The following is an 18,460-nucleotide window of genomic DNA, read 5'->3' on the forward strand; positions in this document are numbered from 1 at the left end:
TAGACTATATATATAAGGCCTAATATTTATAGCTAAATATATTAAATGGGATCTGTATATTGAGAAATTCTATACCTTTTAAGGAAATATGAGATATTCGGATCCTGAAGTCTTTTATAAAAAATTAGGAAATAAAATACGTGAACTCAGAAAAGAACGGAAATGGTCACAAAGTGATTTGGGCTATAAATCTGAACTTGATAAGTCTGCTATACAGCGAATAGAAAGGGGTGTTGACAATAGTACCATTAGAACCCTAATAAAAATAGCCAATGGTTTTGATATCGAATTCAAAGGCTTGTTTGATTTCCCAAAAGACGATCTGGAGAAATAAAAACATCTTGAATTTTTTGACCTTCATTTTAATTCCAAGTGGCACCTTATGCTGTAATCCAATTCCCATTGACCAAAACTAACCAAAAAAGATAAGTCCGAAGAAAATCATAATGACCGGGAACCAGTCAAATTGTATGAACTCTTCACTCAAAACTTGAGAGAATCCATTATTTACCGATTTAGTTTCAGAAGAAGTTTTACACGAAAAATTTTAGAAAAAGTGTAGAATGGGAAAACTATGGGAATTCCAATCATGATTAGGAACAATTGCCAATGCTTGGCTTTTAAAAAGAGGTTGGTCATTTTGCTTTTTGTTGAGTACCAGTACAGCCAACGTGGCGCTATTTATGACATCTGCGTAAGCAATGTGCGTGTTGGTCTACATGATCGGTCACAGACTTTTCATGCAGGTGGAGCGTAGCCCCGGCCAGGAAAACGTCCTCCAGTAGTAAAGATAATTGATTGCAGGAAATTCATTTGTTGAATTTCCGACTGCAATTGATTATACCCCGCTTGTAAAATATATTTCCCTCACAACTCAATGGAAATATTGACCTTTCCACCAAGTCCTTTTTCCACGATGTCGAACAGCGTTTTTAAAGTCAGATTGCTACCGTTATTTTCTACGCGCGAAATGTAAGTCCGTTTTTTGTCGATCAATTCGCCAAGTTGCTCTTGGGTCAGGTTTTTTTCTTCCCGTGCCTCTCGCAACAGCAAACCAATTTTAAAAGATTCGAAGTCCCTTTCGAGTTCATCTCTGCGTTCCGTTCCTTTTTTACCATAAACGGTGTCTTTGATGTCTTTCCAGCTTTTAATTTCCATTACGTTTGTTTTTTTCTTCAAAATATTCTTTCATCAGTCGCATAGCCTTTTTTATTTGCCGTTCCGGTGTCTTTTGCGATTTCTTGGTAAATCCGTTCAAAAGCACAACGAGCTTGCCCTCATCAAAAAAGCAAAAAACCCGCCAGATGTTACTTCCTAGTTTAATTCGAGCTTCATAAAGTCCCCTGTAGCCTTTTATCGGCGCAAGATACTTAGTAGGCACACTTTGGTAGAGCTCGATAATCTCAATGACCTTAAAGATTTTGTCCTGGACTTTTTTTGGTTGAGTGAGCAAAAACTCCTCGAAATAATGCTTGTATTGGATTACCTCTCTGACCTTTTCCATTCCAACAAAGGTAACTTAAAAGTTACTATTTCTAAAATTTAGAAAGTGGTTTTCGGAAAGACCGAGGTTTTTTGAGTATGTTTTATAACGCTGCGCTATCTGAAATCCAGCCTTTGATGGTTTATACACTTGAAGTTAACTAAAAGGAGCTACGTTCCCACTCATTAAGTAGGTGAAATGCTACCCTTGTTAGCTGTCGTTTTTTATTCTTTTTCATCCATTAATTTCTCAATCAAGTTTGTAAGTTCCTTATCTTTTTTCGGTCCTGTGTCTATATGAGAAAAGTAATTCTGTGTATTTGGTGCCCAATCAAAATATGTTCCGGCACTTTTCGATTTCATCTCATCTTCTTGATTTTTTGTTAGCGCCAGTCGTTGTTCAAAAATCTTTTTAGGATTCTCGTCAACTGATTCAACAAAAACTTGAAGCAGATATTTTCCGGCGAGGAAGTCATATTTTGTTCCATCCTTTGGCATAAGGAAGTGGTGGTTGCAGGCAATCCCGTTTTTGTTTATAAATAGTCCGCTACCCCTTACCAGTCCATTATTGTCGTAAACCCAGACGTTGAAATTTTGAACCGATTCACCTCGTTGTAATCTGACAAACATGTTTTGAATATATTTCCCTTTGTCCGATGTACTATACAGTAAAGTTCTAATGAAAACTTTCTTATGCTCTGCCCCCGCACCATCCGGACCGAAAAAAATTACCGTTGGCCTTGTCATTTTAACAACACCGCTTTTGATTCTTGTTAACCAGAATGTTAATCCGGATATTGTCAGAGCAATCAATGATATTGTTAAAGTAATGTAGTCCATAGTTATTTCTAATTACTGACAACAATCGTATATACCCATTGATCATATCTCCATTAGCCGCCTAAGATACCCCAAAAAAACCCTTCTCTTTTTAAACGCTCTTTTGGTCCACTACAGCAGCTTCAGGATTTCCATCAGTCCCCGACCGTTATGATAAGGGCATTTCCAAGGACCGACCTTATTTTCTTCGGTATAGGGGTGGCCATGGGCATCCACCCTAAAAAACCATTCGCCATGCGTATGGTCAATGATATGGTTTTGGATAAAGCCCCAAATCTTTATGGCATGGTCAAGGTAGGTGACCTCCCCTGTAATCTTCCAAATATAGATGAGTCCCACCATGGCTTCAATCTGTGGCCACCAATGGCGATCCGTATCCACCTTCTGCGTCATACGATCCTGTGCGTTCAACACCCCAAAATCATTATCCAAAGCCTTTTCCAAAAAGGTGTTGGTAACAGCTATGCCCAGTTCTTCAAAGCGTGTCCCGGATTCCTTGGTTCCGCTTGTCCGAGCGGCATGGATGAGCAACCAAACCGCCTCAATATCATGGCCAAAGGAAATTTCGGTGGATTGTACCGCCCAGTCCCTGGAGAAAAACAATTGTAAATGCCCCTCCCCATCAAACAATTTGTCCTGAAACAGTTGTAGTAATCGTTCCAGGGATTTTTTGACCGCCGTATTTTGGGTGATTTCATAAAGGGTGGTATAGGCTTCCAGAATATGCAAATGGGTGTTCGTGGTTTTGGGGGAATTTTCGTCCTTTTCACTCAGGCGTACATCTTCAATGGGTTCCCATTGTTCGCCGAAAGCCTCATAATAGCCCCCAAATGCTTCGTCATAGGCCTTTTCCTCAATATGTTGATATAGCTCCATGGCCCATTGAAGCGCTTCCCCTTTCTTCGCGTATTTGTAATATTCGGATAGCGCATAAATGCAAAAGGCCTGGGCGTAGAGCTGTTTTCGTTTGTTGGTAGGTTCTCCCAAAAAATCAACCTCCCAAAAAACCCCGCCATGGGTGACATCCCTAAAGAGGGTCCATAAATAGTCAAATGCGCGGTCGCACTCCCTGGCATACCTGTCATCCTGGTAGAAATTGTTCGCACGTGCGAATGTCCATAGGATTCGGGTGTTTAGGATAATCCCCTTGGGATAGGTGGCATCCACGGTATTTTGGTGGTCAATTCGTCCATAAAAACCGCCATTGGTGTTGTCCACGGTATGTTCCTGCCAATACCCAAGAATGTTGGCGAGTTCGTTTTGCAGGCTTTCCTTAAAAGCGCCGGGTGGTTGATTGGCCATGGCCGCTAGTATTTCCCTTTGTTGTTTTCAATCAAGGTCCTAATGGTCGCAACGGAACCTCCCGAGGTCAATTTGTCCTGGGGCGTGTTTTTACAATAATCGACCAAGGTATCGATGCTCGTCGTGGCCACGTGCATTCGGGTATCCGAGGAGGCATAGTAAATATATACATCGCCATTTTCATCGGCAATCCAACCATTGCAAAACAGGACATTGCCGACATCACCAATAATTTCGGCATCGTCGGGCGCTATAAAATAGCCCCCTGGTTGATGGATTACTTTTTCAATATCGTCCAGGGCGGTCATAAAAAGATAGAGTACATAGCGCAATCCCGCCGCAGTATTGCGAACGCCATGGGCCAAATGCAACCAACCTTCCCTGGTTTTGATCGGGGAAGGACCCTGACCGTTTTTCAGTTCATAGATGGTGTGATAGACCTTGGGATTGATAATGACCTCATCTTCCACCTTGGGATGCTCCATATTCTTGATGTACCCCAGGCCAATGCCACCACCCGCGCCTGTATCAATAAATCCATCCTGGGGCCGGGTATAAATGGCATAGCGGCCGTTGACGAATTCTTCATGAAGGGTTACGTTACGCTGTTGGTTTGAACCTGAGATTAAATCAGGTAACCGTTCCCAATTCACCAGGTCCCTGGAGCGAATGATTCCGGCATTGGCCAAAGCGGATGAGGTATCAGAAGCCGGGACGGACGGGTCTTTGCGTTCGGTACAGAAAATGCCGTATACATAACCATCCTCGTGCTTGGTCAACCGCATGTCATAGACGTTGACATCGGGTTCATCGGTTTGTGGCAACACCAAAGGGGCATTCCAAAACTTGAAATTATCGATACCATTTTCACTTTCGGCAAAGGCAAAAAACGACTTCCGATCTTTTCCTTCCATGCGAACCACCAAAACGTAGTTACCGTTCCATTTGATTGCTCCGGCGTTGAAGGCCGCATTGACCCCGATACGTTCCAGGACCAGGGGATTGGTTTCCGGATTTAGATCGTAACGCCAATGCAAGGGCGTATGGGCAGCGGTCACTATGGGATATTGGTATTTGGTGAATAGGTTTGAAGGATGGGGGATGGCCACATTCCTTCGCTGAATGAGGGTGTTGTAATTTGCATACAAATGCTCTATAATGGTTTGGTATTTCGACTTGTCCATACAGTTAGGTGGTTAGATTTCCCCTCGCCTTTTGGTGAGTTCTTGGTTTATTTTTTGCATAAAGGTATCGTCCAGTTTGTAAAAGATAAGGATGGCCGCCGATAGGAACGCTCCAATGGCAGGTAGGATACTCATCATCATACGAATACCTGTTTTGGCAGCTTCGGTCTGTTCCATATTGGCTTCAAAGCCATAGAAGGCCAAAATCCACCCGGTTAAGGCACCTCCCAAGGTCCAGCCCATTTTCTGTGACATGGAGGAAGAGGAGAAAACCAATCCTGTGGCACGCCGTCCAGTTTTCCATTCGGAATAATCCGCAATATCGGCGTACATGGACCACAGTAAGGGAAAGATGATACCGGCACAAATGCTGATGAGAAATTGGAATACAAAAATCAAAACGACATGTTCTGCCTTAAAAAAGTAAAAGATGATACTGAGCAGGGTAGCTGTTGCCATGGCTATAATAAAGGTGCGCTTTTTCCCGATTTGATCAGAAACCGGTTTTGCCATGACCACCCCCACAATGTTGGCCGCCTGTCCCAACACCAAATAGAGGGTGCTAAAGGTCAGCGGAACATTGAGCAAGGGCAATTGAAGGGCGTCCTGAGTCTCAAAGTAATACTTGAAATAATAGATGGTGGAGCCGTCCCTTATGGAATTGAAGATCAGGGTGCAGATTCCCGCACCCAAAAGAATGAACCATGGCCTGTTTTTCGCAAGGTCTCTTAAATCGTTTTTAAGCGATGTCTTTTGTTCTTTTGGAGGTTGGATACGTTCTTTGGTCAGTCGAAACGTTCCATAAAAAAGGATAACTGCCAATACGCTGTAAATGGCCATGGTGGATTGCCATCCTTTTTGCGGATTGCCCAGGTCGCCCCCTTTCCCAAAGAACTCCACCAAAGGTTCCGCGGTGGCCAACACCAAAATACTTCCGGCAAAAGCAAAGATGAATCGAAAGGAGGCCAATGAGGTCCTATCCTTTAGATCGGAGGTCATCACGCCCAATAATGAGGCATAGGGAACATTGACGGCGGTATACACGATCATCATGGAACAATAAATGACATAGGCGTAGATGATTTTCCCGGAAACATCCAGATTTGGAGTGGTAAACAGCAATATCCCAAAAATGCCAAAAGGAATGGCCATCCATAATAAGTAGGGCCTGAACTTTCCCCATTTGGTCGTGGTCCTATCCGCCAAAATACCCATAAGGGGGTCATTGAGGCCATCAAAAACCCTGGTGATCAAGAACATGGTCCCCACGACGGCAGCGGAGATGCCAAAAACGTCCGTATAGAAGAAAAGCAGGTATACGCTGAACATTTTCCAATACATGGAAGAGGCAAAATCGCCCAATCCATAACCCATTTTTTCTTTTAATCGAAGTTTTTCCATTGGTCAGGTTTTAAGTAGGGTTGTTGTAGTGTTGGTCAACGTATTTTTTTGACTTCGGATAAAAAGAGCACATGGTCCAACGCTTTGAACTTTCTAAAATTTTCACTGCTTTTTTGTCCCTTAAAGGGGCCAAAATAGTGATTGGGCCAGGCATTTCGCCAAAATAGTGCCCAGGCAATCCCTTTGTCCGCAATGTTCTTATCGAGAACGTCCGTCCACCAGTTTTCAACAGTTACCCTGTTCAACCCGCCTTCGGTCATGGCGTAAGGTTTGCCCTTTTCCTTACCGATTGTGGCCAAAAGGGACAGGTTTTCCTGTAACAATTCCTCATAGGCCTCGGTTGATTCCTTATGGTAGAGATCCATTCCCAAAATATCCACATAGGCATCGCCGGGATAGAACCTTAGGTATTCTTCCCTATTTTTTACCGCATCACTGGAATAGCAGTAGAGAAGGTTGTGAACCTTGTAGGTGTTGGTCAATAGCGCATAGGTCTGTTGCCACAGCAATTGAAATTCTTCCGGAGTGCAATTGCCATGCCCCCACCAAAACCAGGAACCGTTCATTTCATGAAAAGGACGAAACACAATGGGGATGGGCTTTCCTTTTTTGGTCTTGAGACCGTTCATAAAGTCGGCTACCCGGGCAATCCAAGCTTGGTATTTTGGGTGTAGGATGCCACCTTCCAGAATTTCCGAAACTGCTGGGGAGGGATCCCAGGCCGATTTTTTGGTCACGGGATTATTGGGATGCCAGCTAATGGTAACGATCCCACCCGTTTTATGGGCTTTTTGAATGAGTTTGGTCATTAGATCGAAATTGACGGAATCCAGATTCTGTTGATGGCCCAGTTCAATATGTCCAATTTCGAATCCATAAATACCGGGAAAATCACCGGAAACTTCCGCCACATCACTTTTGTAGAGGGAGCCATCATTTTTCCAGCCCATGCCATAGGCCGTTGCATCTTGATGTCCAAAAGCATAACCCATTTTTGGAATTTCCTGAATTCGGGCCATCAGAAGTTTTGCGGAGTTGTCAGCCTCCTTGTCGGAAAGGGATAATTTTCTGGAAGAAACTTCAAAAGAACTTTTACATGACATAAAAAAACAAACAATTAGTAGAAAATATACATTTCTATTTGCATTTAAGAATTTTACCTTCATTTTTATAGAAAAAAAATTATCATTATTTTAAAATAGGTAAAGTATATTTGCATGAAATTGATTAGTATGCATAAATTTTAATTTTTTTTGAAATAAAACCAATATTCAAAAATAAGTGAAGCAATCTTATATTAATGCGCATATATTATCAATATAGCATACAAATAATGGTATATGACTAAAATTTCCAATGATGCACATCGGGAAATAATTCAAATGGGATCCCACGACAGTTTTTTGGTATTTGACAGGACCAAGGAAAAATTTGATTTTCCCCTGCATTACCATCCGGAATTTGAGTTGAATTATATTTCCAATGGAGCGGGTCTTAGAAGGGTAGTTGGAAACAGCATTTCTGAAATTGGGGATAAAGAATTGGTTCTGATCGGTTCAAATTTGGAACACTGTTGGGAACAACACAATTGTTCTGCAAAGCAAATACATGAGATCACGGTACAGTTCCAGAATACGTTGCTTCCAGAAAATTTGCTGATGCGGGGTATTATGAGACCCATTAGGAAGATGTTGGAGAAATCAAGAAGGGGAATCGTGTTTTCCGGCCGGGCCATCCAAAATGTTGAAACCAGACTCTTGAATGTGACCAAACTGGATGGGTTCGATTATTTTACGGAATTGTTGTCCATATTATATGACCTGGCCATTTCCAGAAATCAAGTAATGCTATCAACAGCAATGGCAAAAATTGAAAATGGCCGGGACAATGAAAAACTCGATAAAGTTTACATTTTTATTGAAAAAAACTACGGCCGGAAATTGACACTAAAGGAATTATCGGATTTTTCAAATATGACCCCGGTTTCCTTTAATAGGTTCATTAAAAAACATACGGGGAAAACTTTTGTGGAATACCTTAATGATGTTAGGATTGGCAATGCATGTCGACGGCTGATCGAACGTGACGACAGCATTTCTACCGTAGCCTATGCCTGTGGTTTCCATAGTATTGCGAATTTTAACCGAACCTTTAAAAGAATCAAGGGATCTACGCCTACAAAATTCCGAAGTGATTTCTGGGGCATAAAAAAGGTGCTTTAAACAACGGTGCGATGAAAGCCCTTTATTGAAAAGGAAACAGTTAGCCTCTGACTCCCTGATCAAAACACTACTCAACCGAAAACTTGACTTTCCCGATAGGGGTTGTTCAACCAATGGGAATTAGAAGATGTTATTGGTTTGCTAATACACCGATGGCATCTAAAATATCCCGTTTGTCCTTTTCCAAATCATGGGCCACTGCCCTAAAAAAAGGCTGTCGTTCCCTGGGATAATCAAGTTCATAATCCACGGGAACCCCTTTGTTTTCATAGACATTTCCTTGGGGATCCATATAGACTTCGTTAGAAATGGAAAAAGCCCATCCGTTGGGCAATGTTTTCTCCAGGGCCGTTGATAGGGCCCCTTGGGTGGCCGAACCAATTCGCTTGATATGTGGCATGGACATGGTGGCAATGGAAAAGGCTTCGGCAGCGCTCCCGGTTTGGGGGGAGGTCAATACAAAAACAGGTTTGGTAAAGGCTTTTGGTGTACCTTCCAGATATAAAGGTAGCACGGGTGAAAAATCCTTTCCAAAATGCAGTTTTTGATTGGCAATATGCAGTTTCCCTTTGGTGAACCGATTCAAAATCTCAAAACTGACCGCATCTTGCCCACCACCGTTAAATCGTACGTCAATGACAATACTTTCCATTGTGGACAGATCCTTCATCGCATTGGCCATAATGGTCCGAACGGCTTCGGCCTCTTTTTTGATGTAATCCCCCTCATACATTTGTGAAAAGGTCTTTACATAGGCATCCAGATAACCGTTCTTATCGATCAGGTCCTGGGGAACATTCAAATCGGCGTGGAGCCACATGGTCATTACCTGAATATAACCGATGTCATCTGTGAGCTTTCCCCATTGGATCAGTTTGGAATCCTTTGTCAGTTCCTCTTGCAGAAAATGATCTTTGACCATTCCGGCAATCTGCAAATCACCATATTCTGCCAAATCATTTCCTTTGGGTTCTTCCTCTCCTTCTTCTTTTTCCTCTTCCAATGCCGCATATAACCCATCCGTTGCTTCCAGGTACGCATGGTTGTCATTGAGTTTGTCCAAGGTGTCGTCCAGTACATTATAGAGGGTTATCTGGGTGGGATTGGCCTCCAGTTTCCCTTTTTGGTCCAGATAAAGTGAAGTCCAATCAATACGGTTCAACTCCATAAAGGCATAATGTGTTTTAACCGTTTCCGCAAAGACCTCAAAGTTGTACAGTGGATCATTTTGCCTGCTGTGGGATAAGGTTTCCGAGCATAATTTGGGGATGGCATGGGTTCTTGTAAACCGATAGGTGATCACCCCTTTTTGCAATGAGAGCGTATCGTTTTTTAAAAGAAGGCCGTCCATAATTTCAGAAAGGTCGGCTTTACGATTGGGGAGGCATGAAATGGTAGTAACATCATAAAGGGCATATTCGGTACTGTCCTTAATTTGGAGTACCCAGCCCGAACCTAGGGACTCCCAAGTCCCATTGACCCCCTCTGGTTTTGGTTGTTCCTGTTGGCATGAAATAAAAAGGAAGGTCAAGAATATGGTGAAACCTAATCGCATGGGTATTGTTTTTCCTAAGGATTAAAATTAGGGGGTATTGTTACAGTCCAGCGTGGAATTGGAAATAAAGGAGTGGTAAAAAGTGTACTTCCCGCTCCAGGTGAAGGTTGTGCAATGTTATACCATGGGTTGGTGCCCAACATTGGGGAATTGTGGTCCGCTCCAATTTGATATCACGTTTTTCATTTCAATCAAATATATGCGCTTCGTAATCTTTCCACCATTTGTCAATGGCAACCTTGGGTTTTCTGCAGATGTACAACGGGATTCCGTTTTCCTCGCCAATGGCATATTTGTGCGTTATCACCTTTACCAGTTCAATTTCTTCAAAAACATGTTCCACGGAGGACTTTTCATTTCCAATACTGATCCAAACGGCTGCATTTGTATTACCGGGTCCCCATATCCAAAAACTTCCATGCCTACTTATGGGATTGGGGAGATTGTATTTTTTGCCTAAAATTTTAAGGGCACCGGCCTCACCATAATTTTCCGCCCATAGGACGCAGTTGCTTTTTTCTTTACCGGGTAAGGATTGATAAACACTGTCCACCAATTTTACCTGTTCTTCCCATCCGAACATATCGGCATAATCCCCTTTCAATTCAATCCTTCCCTTTTTTTCTTCAAGTCCGGCATAGGTTACATAATCCTCTATGGGCAAAATGGGTGTTGCTTCGGGAATAAAATACACCGAGGGCAACAGCACAACGACGGCCACAATATAGGTAAGCAAAGGTTTTTTTGATAGCAAGGATTCTATTTTGACCGCCCCCCCGGCAAAGAGAACCGGATAAATGGCAAATACATAATATGCCTTGGACTTGAGTAGCCATAGGGTACAGAAGATGACTAGGGTAGCCACGCCAATAGTTCGATATTTCTTTAGGTTTTTATCCATAAAAAAAGCGACCACACCAAAAAGGCTTACCATTAGGGTAAACGGAAAGTTTAACTGTTCCAGACCAAATGCCATCGGGCTAATTTCTTCCAGTTGATTGTCACTTAAGGCCTGCAAGTGCTTTAAAAGGGGGAAATTGTTTTGTGCTTGCCAAATCACATTGGGCAAGAAGATCAGGAATGAAATCAGTGCTGAAATGTAAAGCCATTTGTTTTTGAACAGGTTTCCTTTTTGATAAAAAATAAAGCCAATACATAGTCCAAAGGCCCAGACCAAAATGGTGTATTTTGTCAGTAACCCCAAACCAAGGGCCATTCCCAAAAGAATGAGGTGCTTTTTATCTTGGGAGTTCATGTATTTTACAACAAAGTAAAACCCGAGCGTCCAGAACAATTGGTCAAAAGCAACAGGTTGAAACAAGGTATGGTTTCGATAAAAAGGAAGAAAGGCCAGAATACATATCCCGGTAAGGAAGATGGCTTTGGATTTACCACCAAATTCCTTTGCTAGAAGACAACATAGGATGAGAATGCCCACGCCGGCAAGTGTTGGAAAAAGGCGAACCCCCAAGAGGGAATAATCGAATAAGAGGTAGGACAATTTTCCAATTGCCCCAATCATTGGTGGGAATTCCATAAATCCCCAATCCAAATGTTCACTGACCGATAGGTGAAGCAATTCATCACGATGGAAGCCATAGTTGCGATTTCCAAACCATTGGATCAGGAGTTTGATAATGGATAAAATGACAAGTATTGGGATGTATTTTTTCATTGGATTTCAAATGCACTAAAAGGTATAAATATGGATCAGAGGGGTAAAATAGTCAAAACCAATGATTCTTTGCATATATCATAGTCAATAGTAATAATTGCATAACACAAATAGATAAGTTCTTTAGTAATTTTAGCACAGGGAGCACTACTTTTAGAACCGGATAAAAACCTAAAATACTATTGATATGGATCATTCACACAACGGCAGCGGCGACCCAAGTCAATGCCCTTTTTTAAACGGCGCGAACACCACCATCGCCGAAACCAACGTAACCGGTTGGTGGCCAAATACCTTGAACCTGGATATTCTACACCAACACGATACCAAGACCAATCCGTTGGGTGGGGATTTTGATTATCAAGAAGAACTTAAAAAATTGGATGTGGAAGGGCTCAAAAAAGACCTTCATGAGCTAATGACCGATAGCCAGGATTGGTGGCCCGCTGACTGGGGGCACTATGGCGGATTGTTCATTAGAATGGCTTGGCATGCTGCTGGGTCTTACCGAACGTCTGATGGTCGTGGTGGCGGTGGTACCGGCAACCAGCGTTTTGCTCCTTTGAATTCCTGGCCCGATAACGCCAGTCTGGATAAGGCAAGACGTTTGTTATGGCCCATTAAAAAGAAATATGGCAATACCGTAAGCTGGGCGGACCTTTTGATTTTGGCAGGTAACATTGCCTATGAGAGCATGGGCCTAAAGACTTTTGGTTTCGGATTTGGCCGGGAAGATATTTGGCATCCTGAAAAGGATACCTATTGGGGTTCGGAAAAGGAATGGTTGGCACCCAGTGAAAACCGTTATGACAATTTAGAGGATGCATCTACCTTGAAAAATCCTTTGGCTGCGGTACACATGGGCCTGATTTATGTGAATCCGGAAGGAGTGAATGGCAATCCAGACCCTTCCAAAACCGCTTTACATATTCGTGAAACCTTCGCAAGAATGGCCATGAACGATGAAGAAACAGTGGCGCTCACCGCTGGGGGTCATACGGTTGGTAAAGCCCATGGTAATGGTGATGCAGGAGCACTGGGCCCAGAGCCCGAAGGAGCGCCTATTGAGGAACAGGGCTTTGGATGGACCAGCCCAACCGATGGCAAGGGCCGAACGGCGGTAACAAGTGGCCTTGAAGGTGCTTGGACGACCCATCCCACAAAATGGGACAATGGCTATTTTGAAATGCTCTTTAACCATGAATGGGAATTGAGAAAGAGTCCGGCCGGAGCCCATCAATGGGAACCTGTAAGCATTGCAGAAACGGATATGCCGGTAGATGTGGAAGACATGACCACAAGATTGAACCCCATGATGACCGATGCGGATATGGCCATGAAAATTGACCCTATCTACAAAGAAATCTCATTAAAATTCAAAGATGATTTTGATGCCTTTTCGGATGCCTTTGCCCGTGCATGGTTTAAATTGACCCACAGGGACATGGGCCCTAAAGCACGCTATTTTGGTCCCGATGTACCGAAGGAAGATTTGATTTGGCAAGATCCTGTACCCGCAGGTAAAAAGGATTATGATGTGGCGGCAGTAAAAGCCAAAATAGAAGCTACGGACCTTACGGTGTCGGAAATGGTATCCACGGCTTGGGACAGTGCCCGAACCTTTAGAGGCTCCGATATGCGCGGAGGTGCCAACGGCGCCCGCATCAGATTGGCACCACAGAATACCTGTGAGGCAAATGAACCTGACCGGTTGCACAAAGTACTCGGCGTTTTGGAACCTATTGCTGCAGAATTTGGTATCAGCGTGGCTGATGTCATCGTTTTGGCCGGTAATATTGGGGTAGAGAAAGCTGCAAAAGCGGCAGGATATGCTGTGGAAGTGCCCTTTGCACCCGGTCGTGGTGATGCAACAGCCGAACAGACGGACGCAGCTTCTTTTGAGGTGTTGCTTCCATTTGCAGACGGCTTTAGAAACTATCAAAAAGAGGAATATGCTTCAACCCCTGAAGAAATGTTGTTGGATCGAAGCCAGTTGTTGGGCCTGACTGCTGTGGAAATGACAGTATTGATCGGCGGTATGCGTGTAATGGGCACCAATCATGGTGGAACTCCTCATGGGGCATTTACCGATACCTTAGGGGCCTTGACCAATGATTTTTTCGTGAACCTGACCGATATGGGCAATGTTTGGAAACCCGTAGATAATGGAATCTATGAAATACGTGACCGTGCGACGGATGACTTTAAGTACTCAGCAACCCGCGTGGACCTTGTGTTTGGATCAAATTCTATTCTTAGGGCGTATGCCGAAGTGTACGCACAAGATGATAGTAAGGAAAAATTCGTGAACGATTTCGTCAAAGCTTGGAATAAAGTAATGAACGCTGACCGTTTTGATTAGAACTGAAATCTTAAATTGCTATGGAAAGGAGAGCACCCGCAAACAGCGGGTGCTTTTTTATTTTTCGAATGTAATGTATGGAGTCTTTATAATTGCAAAAACCGTCAGTTCGAGTTTTTTTGTCGGACTGAGCGTAGTCGAAGTCAAGAAAAAGTATCGAGAACGAGGTTTTTGCCTAAAATTCGTATTGCTCAATACCTCCCGAAGTTTCGTTCGGGACACTCGAATAGACGAATCTTAATTAGATTTCTGTCCAAATTGCCAACTCATTTCCAGAGGGGTCCAGAAAATGAAAACGTCTGCCCCCAGGAAACGAGAAGATGTCCACGGCGATTTGAGCGCCCAAACCCATCACTTTTTCTTTGATGGCTTCCAGATTTTCATGGTGCAACACCACAAGTGCCCCGTTTACAATGGGTTTTTCGCTCAGTTCAAAACCGCCTTCCACGCCACTTTCTGAAAAAGCGGTATAGGTTGGGCCATAATCCGTAAATTTCCAACCAAAGGCTTCCCCATAAAAGCTTTTGATTTCTTCAAGGTTTTTAGCCTTAAATTCCACATAGTTGATAGGGGTGTTTTTACTCATCACCAATATGTTTCTTATAAAATTTCCAGACCTCATGGGCAACATCACGCCCCAATTGCAATCCGGCAACATTATCGGCCTGGACATGGTAACCTCCCATAACCCTGGATATTCCGGCCATTTCAGCAGTTTTTGTAAAAGTTGGGAATTTTAAGGTTACGGTATCCCCAGGATGGTTTGGATGTGTGAGGGCACCGGCAACCAATTCGACTTCTTCTCCAAATTCATCACTGCCCGTCCATAGTTTTAGCGCCTCACCACAGCCTCCACTAATGGTACTATGGCCCGATGTATAACTGGGAAAAGGAGGACATAGAAAAACATCCGGGGAATACGGCCGCCATTGGTTGCCGTCCATTTCAATCATTCCCTTTCCGGGACCACCCCAACCGGTGATGGTCTTACCTCCATAATATTCATGCACAAGGGCATAGGGCCTGGCATAATCATAAAACATTTTTGAATCCCAGGAGGCAATAAAGGCATCCATTGCGACGACCTGATTGTAGAAATACATCTTTACATCCTGGTCCAGGATATGATTGTCCCTTCGGGAAACATCCTGTGCAAATTTTAACCAGTGCCCCGCTTGTTGAACGGATTTTGGACCATCCCGCATAAACTCCACCAAAGCCTTTTCCTCATCGGTCAAATTGGCCTGTAGCTCCACCACTTCCGCTACTTCGATTTTCAATTGTTCCGAACCGACCAAAGGGGGCGGTCCAGGTCTAAATTGGTCACCGGAATTCAAAGCAATGGGCTTCACTTTGTCCCAAAAGGGGGTAAGGCATCCAGGGGCGAACTTGCCGCCTTGTCCATCTGAAAAATACTTAGGCTGCCAACGGTTGATGTCCACGTTTTTATCTGCGGAATTTACGGGCTCATAACCCACATAATTGAAATAGGCCTCCCCATTGGAACCTTCCTCTTCCCCATATTGGTTGGCGCCATCCCCTTTGCGCGCTTCAATGACCGCTTTAGCGGCAAGATTTCCAATACCAACCGGAGTAGTCGGGTCCAATGACGTATCCATGGGGTCCAACCCCAGTTCTTCTTTCATGAATTTTTCAAATAATGCACTGTCCGTATAGTAATACTCGTTCATGGTGCGCAGTGCCGCATAACTAATGGCAATTTCCTTGTTCTTCAAGGTCATTTCGTCCAATGGTCTGCGTTCCACACCATCCAGATAAACAGGGGTCGCTTTTTCATCAAAACGGGACCAAGCGTCAAAAACAGCAGTAAATATGAGTCCTAAATAACGAGAGGTGATTGTAGGTCTGGGGCTAAATCGTTCCGTGTCCAAAGCCGTGGCTTCCAAAGCCATTTCTCCCCATTTATAGGCAACATTTTCCACTCCTTTGGATTCTGGAGCTTCACTTTTGGGATTGTTGGAATTGTTTTTACAGGAGAGTACTATGCTGGCTACCAAGCATAGCAAGGTGATTTTTTTCATCAAAAATGTTATTTATTGGGTTGTCGAACCTTAAAAATATGAAATGATCCGGATTCCGCTAAGCTTTATATCCTTTTAAAATCCCCTGGATTCGGTCCACTACTTTTTCCGCATTGGCTTTGGTAAAGCACAATGGGGGTTTGCTTTTAATGACGTTGTCATGGGGACCGTCGGTACTCACCAGGATATACTGCTCCCGAAGGGCATTTTTTACATGTTGTGCCAAGGAGGTATGGGCTTCCTTAGAACCTTCCCGGACCATATCCATCCCAATAAAAAGCCCCGATCCCCGTACGTCACCAATACAGGGATACTCCTTACCCAGTTCTTTTAGTAGACCCATATAATGGTTGCCCACTTCCAAGGCATTTTCCCGTAGTTTTTCCTGTTCCATAACTTCTAAAACGGCCAAGCCGATGGCACAGGAAACCGGATTACCGCCAAAGGAGCTAAAAAATTCAACCCCTTTTTCAAAAGAGGCGGCAATTTCCGCTGTGGTCACTACGGCCCCCATGGGGTGTCCGTTGCCCATGGGTTTCCCCAATACCACAATATCCGGGCCCACATCTTGCTGTTCAAAACCCCAAAAGACATTCCCCAGTCTGCCAAATCCCGTTTGCACCTCATCGCTGATACAAACACCTCCTTGTTCTCGAATAGTACTATAGAGGGGTTTTAAGTAACCCTTTGCCAAAGGGACCTGACCACCACAACCTACAATAGGTTCCGAAATAAATGCGGCTAAAGGTTGTGAAAGGCTTTTAATATTGTGGATTGCCTCATTTGCATAGGCCTTTCCCGCGGTCCCATCGTTTTTATGGTATTGTCCCCGATAGGTATCCGGTAAAATGGTTTTATGGATATGGGACGACTGCCCCTGACCCTTTGGATGATTGAATTTATAATCACTGATGTTGATACCTATTTGGGTGTTTCCGTGATACCCGTGTTCCATCACCAGGAGGTTTTGAAGCCCCGTATGGGCTTTTGCCAACCGAATGGCCAAATCACTGGCAGCGCTGCCTGAGTTCACCAAAAATACTTTGTTCAGGGATTTGGGGAACTTGGCCAGTAAACGTTCCGCATAGGCTGGCAATAGGTCATACAAGTACCTGGTGTTGGTATTCAATTTGCCCATTTGACGTTGCCCAGCTTCTACGACCATAGGATGTTGATGCCCCACATGGGGAATATTGTTATAAGCATCCAGGAACGAATTCCCCTGATGATCAAACATGTATTGGAATGCAGCTCGCTGCATAAGAATGGGCTTTTTGTAGCTAATGGAAAGAATAGTGCTCAGGTGTTTTTTTCGATCTGCCAGGGCCTGCGCCATGGAGGGTGTATCTTTTTTGGGAAGTCCAACCGCCCTCCGGAAGGAGTTTTCGGCCTTAATCGCGCCAATTTCAAGCCATTTGTACAACAGGATCCAGGCCTTTTCCTCACTGACCGAAGCATAGGTGTTGTTGGGATCATTTGCGGCAGTGTGGGCAGAATTGCAGACACTGGTACATAAACGCATGGCAATAAGGTAGTAGAGCAGGGAAATCTCCTTTTCCTCCAAAGGGAGGACGCTATGATAGGACCCCAATAAGGGTTCGGCCCACTGCAACGGTTCTTCACTGGCATAGAAAACATAGGTTGCCATTATGGCCACCTCGTTGATGAGTTGTGAATGGGTACAATCCCCAAAATCAATAACGCCAAGGACGTTGTTTTCCTGAACAAGGATATTCCATTCATTTAAATCATTGTGAATGGTAGCCTTCCGAAGTTGGGGCAGTAGGGGCAATACCCAGTATTCGTATTGTTGAAAAAAATAGGAGACCAAATTGCGCTTTTTGGGGGAAGCAATGGCAGCCAAATACTTCTTATTGAGCTGAACGGATTGCAAATCCCATTCCCAGGTTCGGGCCCGGAGTGCCACATGGTCAAAATCCAATAAAGCCCTGTCCAATTGGCCCGCATAGTGTCCCAAAGCACAAATGATATCGGAATTAAGGGGGGCATCCCCCATAAAAGTACCTTCAACAAAGGTCAATAACCGGCAGAGATTGGACTGTTCCCCAATCGTTAAAACTTTTAGGAAGGAGCCATCCACAAAGGGAATAGGTTTGGGAATTTCCTGAATTCCTTTCAATTGGAGGTGAAGCAGCAGTTGATTTTCTGCTTCAACAACTTCCAAAAGACCTTTATAGTTGGAATAGGTTTTGAAAATACACTTCCCTTGGGAAGAGCGTACCCAATAGTTTTTGTTGTCGTAACCGTATAACGGTTTTACCGTGACCTCCTTTAGCCCGAACTCCTCTTGAAGAATCGCTGTAATGATCTTAAATTCCATTCTTAGGTCTATCCTACCGTTTTTGAGTTCCACTGCAGTAGGTTAAAATTAAGG

General features: G+C 43.7%; 15 protein-coding genes. 3 read left to right on the forward strand and 12 right to left on the reverse strand.

All coding sequences use genetic code 11. The features are described from left to right. Positions 1-88: 88 nt before the first annotated feature. Positions 89-334: a helix-turn-helix domain-containing protein gene (locus L0P88_RS11925; RefSeq protein ID WP_247134790.1), complete on the forward strand. Its 246-nt coding sequence runs from the start codon at positions 89-91 to the stop codon at positions 332-334. Positions 335-867: 533 nt separating this feature from the next. On the opposite strand, the gene L0P88_RS11930 is transcribed toward L0P88_RS11925, so the two are convergent. The 7 genes from L0P88_RS11930 to L0P88_RS11960 form a co-directional block, all read right to left on the reverse strand. Then, positions 868-1,158, reverse strand: coding sequence for a helix-turn-helix domain-containing protein (locus L0P88_RS11930; RefSeq protein ID WP_247134791.1), 291 nt, complete (start codon positions 1,156-1,158; stop codon positions 868-870). Then, positions 1,148-1,504, reverse strand: coding sequence for a type II toxin-antitoxin system RelE/ParE family toxin (locus L0P88_RS11935; RefSeq protein WP_247134792.1), 357 nt, complete (start codon positions 1,502-1,504; stop codon positions 1,148-1,150). Before L0P88_RS11935 ends, L0P88_RS11930 begins: the two co-directional genes overlap by 11 nt. A 203-nt stretch (positions 1,505-1,707) precedes the next feature. Continuing rightward, positions 1,708-2,322 (reverse strand): hypothetical protein, encoded by a 615-nt coding sequence (locus L0P88_RS11940; protein ID WP_247134793.1) that lies wholly within the window; start codon positions 2,320-2,322, stop codon positions 1,708-1,710. Positions 2,323-2,433: 111 nt separating this feature from the next. After that, on the reverse strand, positions 2,434-3,624 hold the full coding sequence (locus L0P88_RS11945) for an AGE family epimerase/isomerase (protein WP_247134794.1): 1,191 nt from the start codon (positions 3,622-3,624) through the stop codon (positions 2,434-2,436). A 5-nt stretch (positions 3,625-3,629) separates the two neighbouring features. Further along, positions 3,630-4,808 (reverse strand): glycosidase, encoded by a 1,179-nt coding sequence (locus L0P88_RS11950; protein ID WP_247134795.1) that lies wholly within the window; start codon positions 4,806-4,808, stop codon positions 3,630-3,632. Positions 4,809-4,820: 12 nt separating this feature from the next. Beyond that, positions 4,821-6,209, reverse strand: coding sequence for an MFS transporter (locus L0P88_RS11955; protein ID WP_247134796.1), 1,389 nt, complete (start codon positions 6,207-6,209; stop codon positions 4,821-4,823). Positions 6,210-6,244: 35 nt separating this feature from the next. Beyond that, positions 6,245-7,312 (reverse strand): glycoside hydrolase family 26 protein, encoded by a 1,068-nt coding sequence (locus L0P88_RS11960; RefSeq protein WP_247134797.1) that lies wholly within the window; start codon positions 7,310-7,312, stop codon positions 6,245-6,247. A gap of 237 nt (positions 7,313-7,549) precedes the next feature. Here L0P88_RS11960 and L0P88_RS11965 point away from each other — a divergent pair, with 237 nt between their 5' ends. Next, positions 7,550-8,431 (forward strand): AraC family transcriptional regulator, encoded by an 882-nt coding sequence (locus L0P88_RS11965; protein ID WP_247134798.1) that lies wholly within the window; start codon positions 7,550-7,552, stop codon positions 8,429-8,431. A 130-nt stretch (positions 8,432-8,561) separates the two neighbouring features. Here the strand turns inward: L0P88_RS11965 and L0P88_RS11970 are convergent, their stop codons facing one another. Then, the gene (locus L0P88_RS11970) at positions 8,562-9,986 is read right to left on the reverse strand and encodes a S41 family peptidase (protein ID WP_247134799.1); all 1,425 of its coding nucleotides are present in this window, start codon (positions 9,984-9,986) and stop codon (positions 8,562-8,564) included. Between the two features lie 187 nt (positions 9,987-10,173). Next, entirely contained in the window at positions 10,174-11,661 is a 1,488-nt protein-coding gene (locus tag L0P88_RS11975) for an ArnT family glycosyltransferase (protein WP_247134800.1), read from the reverse strand. 187 nt (positions 11,662-11,848) lie between these two features. Between L0P88_RS11975 and katG the strand changes: the two genes are divergently transcribed. Continuing rightward, positions 11,849-14,023 carry a catalase/peroxidase HPI gene (gene katG / locus L0P88_RS11980; protein WP_247134801.1) on the forward strand — a complete coding sequence of 725 codons (2,175 nt, stop codon included), beginning with the start codon at positions 11,849-11,851 and terminating at the stop codon, positions 14,021-14,023. A gap of 241 nt (positions 14,024-14,264) precedes the next feature. Here katG and L0P88_RS11985 read toward each other — a convergent pair whose 3' ends face one another. From L0P88_RS11985 to L0P88_RS11995, 3 genes are read right to left on the reverse strand one after another with little or no spacing between them, the layout of a single operon-like run. Next, a complete protein-coding gene (locus tag L0P88_RS11985) occupies positions 14,265-14,609 on the reverse strand; it encodes a VOC family protein (RefSeq protein WP_247134802.1) in 345 nt (114 codons plus the stop codon). Continuing rightward, positions 14,602-16,065: a vanadium-dependent haloperoxidase gene (locus L0P88_RS11990; RefSeq protein WP_247134803.1), complete on the reverse strand. Its 1,464-nt coding sequence runs from the start codon at positions 16,063-16,065 to the stop codon at positions 14,602-14,604. The genes L0P88_RS11985 and L0P88_RS11990 overlap by 8 nt, the downstream gene beginning before the upstream one ends. 58 nt (positions 16,066-16,123) lie before the next feature. Further along, the gene (locus L0P88_RS11995) at positions 16,124-18,439 is read right to left on the reverse strand and encodes an aminotransferase class III-fold pyridoxal phosphate-dependent enzyme (protein ID WP_247134804.1); all 2,316 of its coding nucleotides are present in this window, start codon (positions 18,437-18,439) and stop codon (positions 16,124-16,126) included. Between the last annotated feature and the right edge of the window lie 21 nt (positions 18,440-18,460).

This window comes from Muricauda sp. SCSIO 64092, from assembly GCF_023016285.1.
Lineage (GTDB): Bacteria > Bacteroidota > Bacteroidia > Flavobacteriales > Flavobacteriaceae > Croceivirga.

Bases quoted from the DNA above. Each gene is read 5' to 3' on its own strand.
- L0P88_RS11925 (WP_247134790.1), top strand. From the start codon at position 89: ATGAGATATTCGGATCCTGAAGTCTTTTATAAAAAATTAGGAAATAAA.
- L0P88_RS11930 (WP_247134791.1), bottom strand. From the start codon at position 1,158: ATGGAAATTAAAAGCTGGAAAGACATCAAAGACACCGTTTATGGTAAA.
- L0P88_RS11935 (WP_247134792.1), bottom strand. From the start codon at position 1,504: ATGGAAAAGGTCAGAGAGGTAATCCAATACAAGCATTATTTCGAGGAG.
- L0P88_RS11940 (WP_247134793.1), bottom strand. From the start codon at position 2,322: ATGGACTACATTACTTTAACAATATCATTGATTGCTCTGACAATATCC.
- L0P88_RS11945 (WP_247134794.1), bottom strand. From the start codon at position 3,624: ATGGCCAATCAACCACCCGGCGCTTTTAAGGAAAGCCTGCAAAACGAA.
- L0P88_RS11950 (WP_247134795.1), bottom strand. From the start codon at position 4,808: ATGGACAAGTCGAAATACCAAACCATTATAGAGCATTTGTATGCAAAT.
- L0P88_RS11955 (WP_247134796.1), bottom strand. From the start codon at position 6,209: ATGGAAAAACTTCGATTAAAAGAAAAAATGGGTTATGGATTGGGCGAT.
- L0P88_RS11960 (WP_247134797.1), bottom strand. From the start codon at position 7,312: ATGTCATGTAAAAGTTCTTTTGAAGTTTCTTCCAGAAAATTATCCCTT.
- L0P88_RS11965 (WP_247134798.1), top strand. From the start codon at position 7,550: ATGACTAAAATTTCCAATGATGCACATCGGGAAATAATTCAAATGGGA.
- L0P88_RS11970 (WP_247134799.1), bottom strand. From the start codon at position 9,986: ATGCGATTAGGTTTCACCATATTCTTGACCTTCCTTTTTATTTCATGC.
- L0P88_RS11975 (WP_247134800.1), bottom strand. From the start codon at position 11,661: ATGAAAAAATACATCCCAATACTTGTCATTTTATCCATTATCAAACTC.
- katG (WP_247134801.1), top strand. From the start codon at position 11,849: ATGGATCATTCACACAACGGCAGCGGCGACCCAAGTCAATGCCCTTTT.
- L0P88_RS11985 (WP_247134802.1), bottom strand. From the start codon at position 14,609: ATGAGTAAAAACACCCCTATCAACTATGTGGAATTTAAGGCTAAAAAC.
- L0P88_RS11990 (WP_247134803.1), bottom strand. From the start codon at position 16,065: ATGAAAAAAATCACCTTGCTATGCTTGGTAGCCAGCATAGTACTCTCC.